This window comes from Caballeronia sp. J97 (genome assembly GCF_905220305.1).
Taxonomy (GTDB): domain Bacteria; phylum Pseudomonadota; class Gammaproteobacteria; order Burkholderiales; family Burkholderiaceae; genus Caballeronia.
On the sequence record NZ_CAJMZL010000002.1, the window covers coordinates 450567 to 463407 of the forward strand.

The 12841-nt window shown below is 64.1% G+C and carries 14 protein-coding genes; 3 read left to right on the forward strand and 11 right to left on the reverse strand.

Translation table 11 applies throughout. The features are described 5' to 3' along the window. Positions 1–164 precede the first annotated feature (164 nt). The 5 genes from U4Y90_RS06510 to U4Y90_RS06530 form a co-directional block, all read right to left on the reverse strand. Positions 165–470, reverse strand: coding sequence for a hypothetical protein (locus U4Y90_RS06510; RefSeq protein ID WP_321793394.1), 306 nt, complete (start codon positions 468–470; stop codon positions 165–167). Between the two features lie 274 nt (positions 471–744). Beyond that, positions 745–1035 carry a hypothetical protein gene (locus tag U4Y90_RS06515; RefSeq protein ID WP_321793396.1) on the reverse strand — a complete coding sequence of 97 codons (291 nt, stop codon included), beginning with the start codon at positions 1033–1035 and terminating at the stop codon, positions 745–747. Between the two features lie 12 nt (positions 1036–1047). After that, the gene (locus tag U4Y90_RS06520; RefSeq protein ID WP_321793398.1) at positions 1048–1413 is read right to left on the reverse strand and encodes a hypothetical protein; all 366 of its coding nucleotides are present in this window, start codon (positions 1411–1413) and stop codon (positions 1048–1050) included. Between the two features lie 125 nt (positions 1414–1538). Beyond that, complete coding sequence (locus tag U4Y90_RS06525; RefSeq protein ID WP_321793399.1) at positions 1539–3242, reverse strand: penicillin-binding protein 2; 1704 nt, start codon at positions 3240–3242, stop codon at positions 1539–1541. Between the two features lie 46 nt (positions 3243–3288). Further along, positions 3289–4125 carry an arylamine N-acetyltransferase gene (locus U4Y90_RS06530; RefSeq protein ID WP_321793401.1) on the reverse strand — a complete coding sequence of 279 codons (837 nt, stop codon included), beginning with the start codon at positions 4123–4125 and terminating at the stop codon, positions 3289–3291. A 212-nt stretch (positions 4126–4337) separates the two neighbouring features. Between U4Y90_RS06530 and zwf the strand changes: the two genes are divergently transcribed. From zwf to U4Y90_RS06545, 3 genes are read left to right on the forward strand one after another with little or no spacing between them, the layout of a single operon-like run. Next, complete coding sequence (zwf, locus tag U4Y90_RS06535; protein ID WP_321793403.1) at positions 4338–5903, forward strand: glucose-6-phosphate dehydrogenase; 1566 nt, start codon at positions 4338–4340, stop codon at positions 5901–5903. 39 nt (positions 5904–5942) lie between these two features. Beyond that, positions 5943–6764 (forward strand): ROK family protein, encoded by an 822-nt coding sequence (locus tag U4Y90_RS06540; protein ID WP_415749301.1) that lies wholly within the window; start codon positions 5943–5945, stop codon positions 6762–6764. Then, complete coding sequence (locus tag U4Y90_RS06545) at positions 6764–7642, forward strand: HAD family hydrolase (protein WP_321793405.1); 879 nt, start codon at positions 6764–6766, stop codon at positions 7640–7642. Before U4Y90_RS06540 ends, U4Y90_RS06545 begins: the two co-directional genes overlap by 1 nt. A 158-nt stretch (positions 7643–7800) precedes the next feature. Here U4Y90_RS06545 and infA read toward each other — a convergent pair whose 3' ends face one another. The 6 genes from infA to U4Y90_RS06575 all read right to left on the reverse strand — a co-directional run bounded on the left by infA (position 7801) and on the right by U4Y90_RS06575 (position 12731). Beyond that, positions 7801–8067, reverse strand: a complete 267-nt coding sequence (infA, locus tag U4Y90_RS06550) for a translation initiation factor IF-1 (RefSeq protein WP_061137307.1) — start codon at positions 8065–8067, stop codon at positions 7801–7803. Positions 8068–8543: 476 nt separating this feature from the next. After that, a complete protein-coding gene (corA, locus tag U4Y90_RS06555) occupies positions 8544–9521 on the reverse strand; it encodes a magnesium/cobalt transporter CorA (protein ID WP_321793409.1) in 978 nt (325 codons plus the stop codon). A 168-nt stretch (positions 9522–9689) separates the two neighbouring features. Further along, a complete protein-coding gene (locus tag U4Y90_RS06560; protein ID WP_321793411.1) occupies positions 9690–10124 on the reverse strand; it encodes a polymer-forming cytoskeletal protein in 435 nt (144 codons plus the stop codon). Between the two features lie 58 nt (positions 10125–10182). Beyond that, entirely contained in the window at positions 10183–10548 is a 366-nt protein-coding gene (locus U4Y90_RS06565) for a hypothetical protein (RefSeq protein WP_321793413.1), read from the reverse strand. After that, positions 10535–11485 (reverse strand): M23 family metallopeptidase, encoded by a 951-nt coding sequence (locus U4Y90_RS06570; protein WP_321793415.1) that lies wholly within the window; start codon positions 11483–11485, stop codon positions 10535–10537. Before U4Y90_RS06570 ends, U4Y90_RS06565 begins: the two co-directional genes overlap by 14 nt. A gap of 286 nt (positions 11486–11771) precedes the next feature. After that, positions 11772–12731, reverse strand: coding sequence for a LysR family transcriptional regulator (locus U4Y90_RS06575; protein ID WP_321793417.1), 960 nt, complete (start codon positions 12729–12731; stop codon positions 11772–11774). Positions 12732–12841: the final 110 nt, after the last annotated feature.

Sequence of the window (12841 nt, forward strand, 5' to 3'; positions counted from 1 at the left end):
GAGTTCGAGCATGAACGGTGCCTGGCGGCGAGGCGAACGCGTTCGAACTGCGCGCGTGCCGTGAATCGTCGGAAGTTCAAAAGACCGTTGCGCGCCCGGCTCGTCGCGAGACACGGGCGTGAACGAGGGAATCGCGCCGTGGCGCGAGCGGCGAAAGCGGTGATTTAGGCCGCTTTCGCCCAAAGCCTGTTGGTCGACTTCCTGCGGCTGCCGGAGCCGTCGCGCGGGCCGCTGTCGACCGTGTCGAGGGCGATGCGCAGCGCCTCGATACGCTGCTTTTGCGCCGGCACGAGCGCGTAGCCCTTCAGCACGGCAGCAAGCCGCTCGCGCCAGTATTCGACGTTGAGCGTGCCGGAAGATTGTTTGTGCATCGTGCGGAGTTGCGCGAGCGCGCGTTCGATGTGTTGAAGCTCGACATCCGCCATCGCCGAGGGCAAAAGGCTGCCCTTGGTCTCGTTTTTCTTCTTCATTTTCTGGTCTTCCTCTCGGCCATACGGCGCAGGGTCCCGACATCGGACACGCGCGCCGTTCAGGCACCCCGTTCACCCGCGCATATTTTTGTGGCTAAGCGGGTGGCCCTTGCTCTTTTCTTCGGATGACCGATCGTTGCCCGTCTAAGCGGTTTCGATCGTTAGCAAAAATGTACGCAACGGGCGCCTGCCGGCTCCGTCTGTCATCGCACATTCGTGCGAGAGCAACGTGGGGATTTCGATGTTGCGCCGCGCCAGAGGCGGCGCAAGCCGACTATTGGTCGCCGCCGGCGGGCTCCTTTGCCGTGCGTTTGCCGCTGCGGCCGATCTGCTCTTCCATCGCGAGATCGAGCTTGCTGACCTTGCGCGGCTTTGCGGGATCGCGCGCGTTGACGAACGCGACGAACTCGTCCATCGGCATCGGCTCGGAAATTTTCTTCGAGCCTTCGGGTGAACGCTCGGCGAGATAGAAGAAGCCGCCGGGCATCGAGATGGCCGCGTAGTTCGCGTTGCCGCTGCGTGTCTTGAGCCGCTCCACGGCGCTGATGGCTTTGGTCGAGCGCATGGGGAAGCCTGCTTATTTCTGGGGTGCGTCGTGGGAGGTCGAGTCGGCCGGCGCGCATTTCTTGCCCGCGCCCTCGATCCACAGATTCGATGGATGGCGCTGGCCCGGATAGAAGCGATACGTGGTCTCGCCGTTGTCATACCGGACCTTGATCACGTTCGAATCGCCGAATTCGAGCATCACGCCTTGCGGAATGGACGTCTGCTTGTACTGGGCGTCGTGCTTCTTCGCCTCGCCGGCGATGCATTCGACGATACCGTTCACCTTGTTCTCGGTTGACGACTTCTCGACTTCGGGTTGTCCCGCATCTTCGTTATGAAACTGGGCGCAAGCGGCGAAAAGCACAGGCAACGTGAGCGCCGCGGCGAGTTTTTTCATGGTCTTTCCCGTTTGATCTCTTGGTGCCGAACACGACATTAGAGCACAAGCCCTTTACAGTCCGGTCAGGTTCGCGGGGTGCGCCCGACCGTTGCAGCAAGGCACGCGCCCGCATGCGCCTTTCGTCACGCGTCGGGCGGCACGCCGAGCATCGGCAGCGTCGCGCCGACGATGCCCGAGAACACCGGCCCCGCGACCGTGCCGCCGTAGTAAGTGCCCCCTGCGGGCTCGTCGATCATCACGGCGACGATCACGCGCGGATCGCTCATCGGCGCGATGCCGACGAACGACGCCCGGTACTTGTTCGCCGCGTACGAGCGCCCGACCTGCTTGCGCGCGGTACCGGTCTTGCCGCCGACGCGATAGCCCTCGACCGCGGCCGCGCGCCCGGTGCCGTGGTCGCCGATCGCCATTTCGAGCATGTCGCGCACGGCCTTCGCGGTCGCGGGCTTCGTCACCTGCGCCGACTCGCGGCGGGATTCGCCCTGAATCAGCGTCGCCGGATGAAAGCGTCCGTCGCCGGCATACGCGGTGTAAATCTGCGCGATCTGCACGAGCGAGAGCGACAGGCCGTATCCGTAAGCCATCGTCGCCTGCTCGATCGGCTTCCAGCGCTCCGGCGAGCGCAGGCGGCCGGTCGCGGCGCCTGGAAAGGTCAGCTCGGGCGCGCGGCCGATGCCGTATTCGCGATACTTGTCCCAGATCGTCTGCGCCGGAATCTGCAGCGCGAGCTTCGTGAGCGCGACGTTGCTCGACATCTGCACCGCCTGCGCCACGGTGATGACGCCGTGATTCGACGTGTCGTGAATCACATTCGGGCCGAGCTTGAACGTGCCCGGCGTCGTGTCGATGCGCGTATCGGGCCGCACGCGGCCGAGGTCGATGGACAACGCGGCGACGAGCGGCTTGATCGTCGAGCCGGGCTCGAAGGTGTCGGTGAGCGCGCGGTTGCGCAACTGCTCGCCGGTGAGGCGCGCGCGATCGTTCGGATCGAAGCTCGGATAATTGGCGAGCGCGAGCACTTCGCCGTTTTTCGCGTCGAGCACGACCACGCTGCCCGCGCGGGCCTTGTGCTTCACGATCGCCGCCTTCAGTTGCGAATGCGCGAGCTGCTGGATGCGCCGGTCGATCGTCAGTTGAATGGTCTCGCCGTTCTGCGGCATGGCCGGCTCGCCGATCTGCGAGACCACGCGCCCGAGCCGGTCGCGGATCACTTCGCGCTGGCCGGCTGCGCCCGTCAGACGCGCGTCGGCGGCAAGCTCGACGCCTTCCTGCCCGTGATCTTCGTTATTGGTGAAGCCGACCACGTGCGCCGCCGACTCGCCTTCGGGATAGAAGCGCTTCGTGTCCGGCACGAGCGTGATGCCCCCGCGTCCGATCGTCGCGATCCGTTCGGCGGTTTCGGCTTCCACCTGACGTTTGAGCAATACGAACGCGCGATTCGCGTCGATGCGCCGCTGCAGATCCTTCGGCGGCATGTCGAGCAGACGCGCGATCTCGTTGCCGTGATCCCCGTCGAAGAGCCTGGGCGTGGCCCACACTTCATAGGTGGCGAGGCTCACGGCGAGCATCGCGCCGTTGCGATCGACGATGCGCCCGCGCGTCGCCGAGAGCGACAGCGTGCGCTGATAGCGCTTTTGCCCTTCGCCCAGATAGAACTCGTGGTCGATGACCTGCACCCACAGCGCGCGCCCGGCGAGCGTGAGAAACGCCGCCGTCACGCCGATGACGACGAGACGGGAACGCCATGCGGGAAGCCGGTTCGCGAGCACCGTGCTGCGGTGATGCGTCTGGAAATCGCTGCCGCCGCGCGTCTTCTTCTTGAACATCGTTGTCTTGTGATTAAGCTTGGTTGTGCTGGTCGGGGTGTCCGGTTCAGGGCAGGCGGTCGAGCGCGGCGTCGAGATCGGCGCCATCCGGCAGACGAATGCCGAGCTCGGCTTCGAGAGCGCGGCGCAGGCCGGCCACGCTGTCGAGCTCGCGCTGTTCGCTGCCTTCGCGTTCGTCGTGCGCGGAGAAGCGCCGGTTGAAAAGGCCGAAACGCTTGCCCGGCGCGAGACGCGCGGCGAGCAGGTTGTGCCGGAAGAGAGACGGCGGAAAAGTGGACACGAAATGGTTGGCCATCTCGTAGTCGGCGTCATACTGCGGGTCGAGATCGAAGCGATAGAGGCGCATCCACGCGCCGTTCACGAGCGCCTCCAGGATGTAGGCGGGCGCCTCGCCGCCGGCATCGTCGAGCCGGAACGCGCCGTGAGGCGTGATCTGCTCGAGGCCCGTCTGCAGCGCGAGCGGCGCGGAGAGCGTCATGCCGCCGAAGCCGACATCGGCGACGAACGTACCTTCGTCGAGATCGACGAGCAGCAGCATGTGCGTGCGCGCCGGCATGTCCGACGCCTCGCGGCCAAACAGGACGCGTCCCGCAAAGCTGCGCACGCGAAACCCCAGCGTCTGCAGTACGCTGCGAAACAGCAGGTTGTGTTCGTAGCAATAGCCGCCACGCCCGCCGGAAACGAGCTTGCGCTGGATCGATTCGAGATCGAGCCTGACCGGCCGGCCGATCAGCACGTCGAGGTTTTCGAAGGGGATGGCCTGGGGATGCAGCAGATGCAGCGCGCGCAGCGTGTCGAGCGTCGCCGGCGGCAGCGCCGGTCCGCGATAGCCGATGCGCTCGAAATAGGCGGTGAGGTCGATGGAAGTGTCGTGTGCGCTCATGTGGAGTCCAGGGTCTCGAATCCGGCTTCGATGCCGCAATGTCCGCGAGGGCTGTCGCCCAGCCGCGCATATTTTACGACACGAAAGGTTAAAAATTACAAAATGCATACGTTATTCGGCATGCGAGCTTGCGTCGCGTCGTCCGAATGAACTGTGCCGCATCGAGACAGGTCTTTCCAGGTTCAAGCGCAACTGACAAGGGGCGATACGCCATGCCGAAAGAATCGAACGAAGCGAAGGAAGCGAATCAATCGAAGCAAGCGAATCCGGCGAGCGCGACTTGCGCCGGCAAACATCCCGCGCCGCCATGCACGCTGGTGATTTTCGGAGCGGGCGGCGATCTCACCAAGCGGCTCCTGATGCCGTCGCTCTACAACCTGTCCGCCGACAAGCTGCTCGACGACGCGATGGAAATCATCGGCGTGAATCACGGCGAGCGGGAGACCTCCGAATGGCGCGACGAACTCACGCAGTCGCTGCGCACGTTCGCCGCCGACAAGGCCGCGACGTTTCATACCTCGCAGTTGAACGAGGATGCGTGGAACTGGGTCGCCGGACGGCTCGAATATTTCCCCGGCGAGTTCGAGGAAGACGAAACCTTCGCGCGCCTCAAGGCGCGGCTCGCGAAGGCGAAGTCCGCGAACGTCGTGTTCTATCTCGCGGTGGGCGCGCGCTTCTTCCAGCCGATCATCGAGCATCTCGGCGCGGCGGGCCTGCTCGAAGAGAAGGACGGCAACTTCCGAAGGCTCGTCATCGAAAAGCCGTTCGGCAGCGATCTGGCGTCGGCGCGAGCGCTCAATCGCTGCATCCTCGAGTATGCGGACGAATCGCAGGTGTATCGGATCGATCATTTTCTCGGCAAGGACACGGTGCAGAGCATTCTCGCCGTGCGCTTCGCCAACGCGATGTTCGAACCCGTCTGGCGGCGCGAATATATCGACAACGTGCAGATCACGGCGGCAGAGACGATCGGCGTGGAAGGGCGCGGCAAGTTCTACGAGCAGACGGGCGCGTTTCGCGACATGCTGCCGAATCACCTGTTCCAGTTGCTCGGCATGGTGGCGATGGAGCCGCCCAATTCCTTCGATGCCGAATCCGTGCGCGACCGGAAAGCCGAAGTCTTCGACGCGATCCGCCCGCTCACGTCGAACGATGTCGTGCTCGGCCAATACGAGGCCGGACCGGCCGGGCCGGGCTACAAGGACGAGCCGGGCGTCGCGAAGGACAGCCGCACCGAAACCTATGCGGCGGCGCGCGTGTACGTCGAGAACTGGCGCTGGGCGGGCGTGCCGTTCTATCTGCGAACGGGCAAGCGCCTCGCCGAGCGGCGCACGGAGATCGCCGTGCAACTGAAGGCGGTCCCGTTCCTGCTGTTCCGCGATACGCCCGTCGATGCGCTCACGCCGAACGTGTTCACGCTGCGCATCGATCCGGCGCACGGCACGAGCTTCGATTTCAACGTGAAGGTGCCGGGACCGGTGATGCAGATCGGCAAGGTGCGCTCGAAGTTCGATTACGCCGACTTTTTCGCGGAACGGGCGAACGTCGGCTATGAAACGCTGCTCTACGACTGCATGCTCGGCGATGCGACGCTCTTCCAGCGCGCCGACAGCATCGAGACGGCGTGGGCAGCGGTGGATCGCGTGCTGCATCCGGACAGTCCGCTTCCCGTGCACGGCTACGCGGCGGGCAGCGCGGGGCCGGCAGAGGCGGATCGGCTGCTTGCGCAGGACGGTCGCGCGTGGCGTGCGCTGGCCGACGCGCAGAAGAAGGACTGAACTCATTCAACCGGAACGCCAACCAAAAGGACAACGAGCGTGAGCACAGAATCAAGGACCAAACAGAAGACGCATGTCTCGGCGGACAAACTCGCGATCAAGGCGGAACGCATTCTCGCGATCGATATCGGCGGGACCGGGTTGAAGGCCGCCATCATTTCGGAGGATGGCGAGATGAAGAGCGACCGCGTGCGCGTGGCGACGCCGCATCCGGCGAAGCCCGACGTGGTCGTAGAGACGCTCATCGAGCTGGTGAGGCCGATCGTCGCCGACCCGCCGACGCACATCTCCATCGGCTTTCCCGGCGTGGTGCGGGACAACGTCGTGCTGACCGCGCCGAATCTCGGCACGCCGGCGTGGCGCGGCGTGCCGCTCGCGCAACTGATCGCCGAGCGCCTCGGCGATGTGCCCGCGCGCATGATCAACGACGCCGAGATGCAAGGGCTCGCGGCAATTGAAGGACGCGGCATCGAGATGGTCCTGACGCTCGGCACCGGCGCGGGCACCGCGCTCTTTCGCGACGGCGAGCTGATGCCGCATCTGGAGCTCGCGCATCATCCGGTCGCGAAAGACAAGACCTACGACGAGTACATCGGCAATGCGGCGCGCGAGAAAGCGGGCAAGAAGCGCTGGAGCCGGCGCGTGGAGAAGATCATCGGCATCCTGGCGACGCTCGTGAATTACGACAAGCTCTGGATCGGCGGCGGCAATGCGGCGCACATCAAGTTCAAGCTGCCGGATAACGTGGCGATCGTGTCGAATGCGGCGGGCATCGAAGGCGGCGCGCGGCTGTGGCATCCGCGCTCGGTGCGCGAGACGCGGCAGTTGCCGCATTTCAATCAGCGTGAAGGGGCGCACTGATGAACGCTCAAGGGAGATACGGCCTGCATAGCGCAAGCGGCGACGGCGCCGCCGCCTTCGAAGCGCTCGCGAAAGCGGAGCTCGTCGTCACCGATTGCGACGGCACGCTGCTCTACACCGACAAGGCGCTGGGCGATCCGGCGAAAGACGCCGTGCGCCGGCTGCGCGAAGCAGGCGTGCGCTTCACGGTCGCGAGCAGCCGGCCCGGCAAGGGCATGCGGCATATCGTCGAGGCACTCTCAGTCGACATGCCCTATGCGTCGTACAACGGCGGCAGTCTCGTCAGGCCGGGCACATGGGAAGTGCTCTCGTCGCACAAGCTGCCGCGCGATGTCGTACAGACTTCGCTCGAAGCGCTCGCCGCTGCGAACGTCGACGCGTGGGTGTTCATCGATGACGCGTGGTATCTGACCAACCCCGGCGGCACCTATGTGCCGCTGGAGACGCGCACGGTCGGCTATGAGGGCGTGCTCGTTACGCGCTTCGACGACGTCGATCTCGACGCGGTCGACAAGATCGTCGGTTCGACGGCCGATACCGCGCTGCTCGCGCGAGTGGAAAGCAGCGTGCAGGCACAACTGGAAGGCCGCGGCCACGCCGCGCGCTCGCAGACGTATTACCTCGATATAACGAGCCTGGCAGCGAACAAGGGCACTGCGGTGCGCGAACTCGCGCAACTCGCGAACGTGCCGCTCGAGCGCGTGGCCGTGCTCGGCGACATGGGCAACGATGTGGCGATGTTCGAGATCGCAGGCGTCTCGATCGCGATGGGGCAGGCGTCCGACGCCGTGCAGCGTTGCGCGAGCCTCGTGTCGAAGAGCAACGACGAGGACGGCTTCGCGATCGGCATCGATGCGCTGCTCGCGGCGCGGGGCTGAAAGGGAAGGGGCATCGACGCGTGGCGCAGCCAGTACGGCCTGGCGCGAGGCATGCGGCCGCGTCGAAGTTCAGTGTGATCCGCGGAGGGCGTTCAAAAGCGTGCGCTGCGGATCGTGCTCACGCGTGTTGCGGATGATTCAGATGAGACGGGCGGACATCAACGACGACGCATCGGCGCACGGGGGCCGCCGCCACCGGCACGCTCGTCTTTGTGACGGAAGTTGATGCGGCCCTTGGTCAGGTCGTACACCGACAGTTCCAGCGTCACGCGGTCGCCGGCGAGAATACGAATGTGATTCTTGCGCATGCGGCCCGAGGCGTACGCGCCCACGACGACGCCGTTGTCCAGCGTCACGCGATAGCGGCTGTCGGGAAGCACTTCGTCAACGATACCGTCGAGTTCGATGAGTTCTTCTTTCGCCATATGGGGCTCCTGTGTTGAGTTGTAGTGGGTGCTGCCGCGCATCGTGCGAAAAACGCATTCAACGCCAATGATCCGTCGAGCGCCGCTGCCCGGAAGCGTCGTCGCTGCGAAACGTGAGAGGCGATGCAAAGCGTGGCCTGGCACGTTCCTGCACGGTCGAACGTGCGATCGGAGCGCGCCGCGTCTCAAATTCAGGCTCGTCGTGAGCTTGACGGCATAGGCCGGACGACATGGCGAGCCGCGGATGCGGCGCGCCGTGGCCGGCATGACCGGGACGGCGACATCGGCGAACAGCAATGCCGACGTGCGGGTTGAAACGGAAAAGCAATGCGTGCTTCGGAAGTGAGCGCTATTTCGGTGCGCTTACGTCATGTGCGGTCGACAGGCCGAAATTGCAAGCCCAGACGTTATTCTCTCGTAAATCCATTGATTAGACAACGATTTTCGCCTTGGGGTTCCCGAAAGCGACTTTTGTACTACAGCCAGCCGGCCTTCTTGAAGCGCCAGTAGAGCACGAGATCGACGACCAGCATGACTGCGAGGCAGGTCGGGTAACCGTAGACCCAGTCCAGTTCCGGAATCGACTTGAAGTTCATCCCGTAGATGCCGGCGATCATCGTCGGCACGGCGAAGAGCGCCGCAAACGAGCCGAGGCGCTTGGTCACTTCGCTCTCCGCGAGCGCGATCAGGCCGAGATTCACTTGAATTGCCGTGACGATCAATTCGCGCCGGCCCTCGATGGTCTTCACGATGCGCAGCAAATGGTCGTACACGTCGCGGAAATATTCCTGCATGCCGGCGCACACGCCGGGCGAGCGCCCGCCATACAGTTTGCTGACGGCCTCCAGCAGCGGCGCCGTATGATGCTGCAGGATCGTCATGCGGCGCTTGAGCGAATACAGGTCCTCGATGATCTCGCGCGATTCCACCGAGCCTTTCTGCTCGAAGATGCGCTCCTCGACTTCGTCGACCTCGGCGGCGAGCGTCTCGAGCACGGGGAAATATCGATCGACGACCGCATCGAGCAGCGCGTACATCACGAACGCCGGTCCGTGCTTGAGCAGATGCGGCTCGCGCTCGCAGCGTTTGCGCACTTCCTGAAAGCCTTGCGTAGTGCGGTTGCGCACCGAGAGCACGTAGTTCGTGCCGACGAACACGTTCACCTCGCCGACGAGCACTTCGCCTTCTTCGTCGAACTCGACCGTATGAAAGACCGCGAACAGCGAATCGCCGTATTCCTCAATCTTCGGCCGCTGATGACCGTGCTGCGCATCTTCGACAGCCAGTTCATGCAAGCCGAACTGATGCGTCATATGCGCGAGTTCACCGGGCCCCGGCTCTTTCAATGCAACCCAAATGAAAGAGTCGGGCAGGTCGCGATAGGCGTTGATATCGTCGATCTGTACGTCGGCGAGTTTCCGGCCGTTCTGATAAGCAGCGCAGTTGACCAGCATGGGGCGCCCTTTATAGTTATTTCGATGTCACCGGCCACGCGTCGATGGGCGCTCGAAGTCGCGTGATTCGCTAGGGGCGCGAGCGCGTGGCCTCCATCCATCGAATCTTAGCCGGACATGCGCATCGTTGCCAACGAGCGCCGGGTGTGCGGCGCTCGCTGCTTATCGTCAGTTGGTCGCGAGGTCGGCGCCGTATTCGGACGGCGCGGGCAGCGTCGGGACATGCGCCGACTGCGTATCGATTTTGGTGAGCTTGCCTTCGACCGTCGCGCCGATGTCCATGCGCAACTGCTGGTAGTAGATGTTGCCCAGCACGCGCGCGTTGGACTGAAGTTCGACGAAATGCGCGACCGTGACATCGCCCGTCACGCAGCCATTGATGATGACGTCGTAGGCGCTCACGTTGCCGCGAATCGCGCCTTGATCGCTCACGACGAGCAGCGTTTCCTCGCCGGGGCGACCGGTCACGTTGCCCGTGACCTGGCCGTCCATGCGCAGGCCCTCGCTGAACTCGAGATCGCCCGAGAGATGAACGTTATGTGCGACGAGCGTCGTGAGCTTGGCCATCTTGACGCCTTTGGCGTCCTTCTTCGATGAAAACATGTCGAATCCTTGCAATGCGGAAAAGGGTTGCACGAGGCGCGCGCGTGAAGCGCGCCGCTCAATCGGGTTTGTGCTGTGTCCTGAGGAAAGCGAGGTCGGTCTGCAGGCGCTGAATCTGAGCCGTGCTGTCCGCCACGCGCTGCTGGAGCGATGTTCGGCTCGCCGCCTCCTGTTCGAGCGCGAGTTGCGCGTGCGCGAGCTGCTCGTGCAGCTTCTGCTCGGAGATGGGCGGCGCGCAGAGCGTGTCGAGCTTGCGTACGTCCTCATGGGAACGTTTGAGCGCGAAGCCCGCGGCGGCGAGCGCCGCGATTGCACACACGGCCGCGATCGAGCCTACCCAGATACTCGCGCCGCGCCTCGGCGTGAGCGAATACGACTGGCGGGTGAGTTGCAGCGAGAGCCGCTTCGAATCAGCTTTGCGCATGGGGCATGCGCCTGAAGAGCGCGATATAAGGAGAGGGATTGATCTGCGCGCCGTCGACGATCACTTCGAAATGCAGATGCGGGCCTGTCGATCGCCCGGTCGAGCCGACTTCCGCGATCTCCTGACCGGGCATCACGTAGTCGCCGACTTTGACGAGGATGCGCGATGCGTGTCCGTAGCGCGTTACCATGCCGTTGCCGTGGCGGATGTCGACCGCGTTGCCGTAGCCGTTGCGCTCTCCCGCCACGACGACGCGTCCGCCCGCGCTGGCGAGGATCGGCGTGCCGGTCGGCCCGGCGAAGTCGATCCCGGGATGAAAGCTCAGATGTCCGGTGAACGGATCCAGGCGATTGCCGTAAGGCGAGCCGTTGCGCGTGCCGGGCGCCGGATTGCGGCCGGGAAACGCCATGTAGGCGGCGTAGTGAACGAGGGTCTGCGACTGCAATTGCGAAACTTCGTCGTTCAGGCAATCGATGACGCGCCGCGTGCTCTTCAGGCGCTGCCGTGGCGTGCCGGATGCCGCGCGCGCGGTATCGCACAGGCGCGGCGGCAGCTCCGGGCCGCCGGCGCCGTCGAGCGACGTGGCTGGCTCCTCGCTGTCGGGGAGCGGCGGAACGTCGTGCACGCCGGACGCTCCGCCCGTGCCGTGCGCAGCCTTCAGATGCGTATCGAACTCGTGCAACTCGTTGACCTGCACGGACAGCCCTTCGACACGCGGCGTAAGCTCGATCAGCGCGGCATTGAGACGGCCGAGCTCTTCGATCTCGTACGAGCGGCGTGAGGTCAGCGCTTGTTCCTCGCCGAGATGGCTGCGGGCGAACACCGTGCCGATCGCGATGCCGAGCGCGAGCGCGGCGACCAGGAGCGCGATGGCGCCGATGACCGCGATGGCGCGCGCCGTGCGGGCCTCGACGAAGCGGATGCGCTGGCGGGACATGGTCCGCCGTGACCAGATGACGAAAGCCATCAGCGCACGGCATGGCCCGGGCGGCCAGCGGGAAAAAGACTAAGGAAAATCACGGAGTTGGAGTGCGCCGCGCTCTCCACGGCAAAGCATTGAAAATGGCTGGCGATTATGCCCGAGCTCACGTCGGCGAGTGATGTTCCGGCAGGACATCGAAGCAAAATTCAACGAATTTATCGAGTCAAATTTTGTTGCACTTAGATCGACGCGGCGTCTTACCACGATCGATTTGAATTCGCTGTCAAAATTCGTTTCATTATCAGGACGACTTGATATCGACCCACGCCATGTTCGAGCGCTCGCCCATCAGGAAGGCGCGGTTGGCTTCGGCCGCCGCGCGCAGATAGTCCCACACGGCGGTGATGCGCTTGAGCTTGCGCAAATCCTCGCGGCAGGAAAGATAGAAGGCGCGCGTCACGACGATGTCGTCGGGCAACACCGGCACGAAGCGCGGATCGGGCGAGGTCATGAAGCACGGCAGGATCGCGAGCGCGCGGCCCTGCAACGCGGCGAAGTATTGCGCGATCGCGCTGGTGCTGCGCCAGCGCGATACCGCCCCGGGGACCGCGCGTTCGAGATACAGCAGTTCGTAGCTGAAGGCGAGATCGTCGATGTAGCTCGCGAAGCGATGATGACGCAGATCGTCGCTCGTGCGGATCGGGTCGTGCGCGTCGAGATATTCGGCGGTCGCATAGAGCTTGAGCCGGTATTCGCAAAGCTTCGTGTAGACATACTGACCCTGCTCGGGGCGCTCGAGCGTCACGGCGATATCCGCTTCGCGCTTGGACAGGCTCACGAAATGCGGCACCGGCAGCAGGTCGATGGAGATGTTCGGATGCGCGTCCTGAAAGCGTGCGAGCTGAGGCGCGAGAAAGAAGCAGCCGAAGCCTTCCGTCGAACCGACCCGCACGTGCCCCGACAGCGCGTGTCCGGTATTGGCGATCTGCTCGGTGGCGGATTGCACCGTGGTCTCGATCGAATCGACGAAACCGAGCAGGCGCTGGCCTTCGGCCGTCAGAATGAATCCGCCGCTGCGCGACTTGTCGAAAAGCAGGGTGCCGAGCGCATCCTCCAGCGCGCGCACGCGTCGCGCGACGGTCGTGTAATCGACGCCCAGGCGCTTCGCCGCGCCGCTCGCGCGCTGCGTGCGCGCGACTTCGAGGAAGAATCGCAGGTCGTCCCAGTTGAGCCGGGCGAGATCGAGCTTGCTGGATTGCATGGCGTTTTTTTGCATATCGATCGGGTGTTTTTATAGTGCCATGATGGACTTTTGCATAACTATACTCAAGGAAACGAGCGTGCAGCTTTGCAGGCCGATTTCTTATAAAC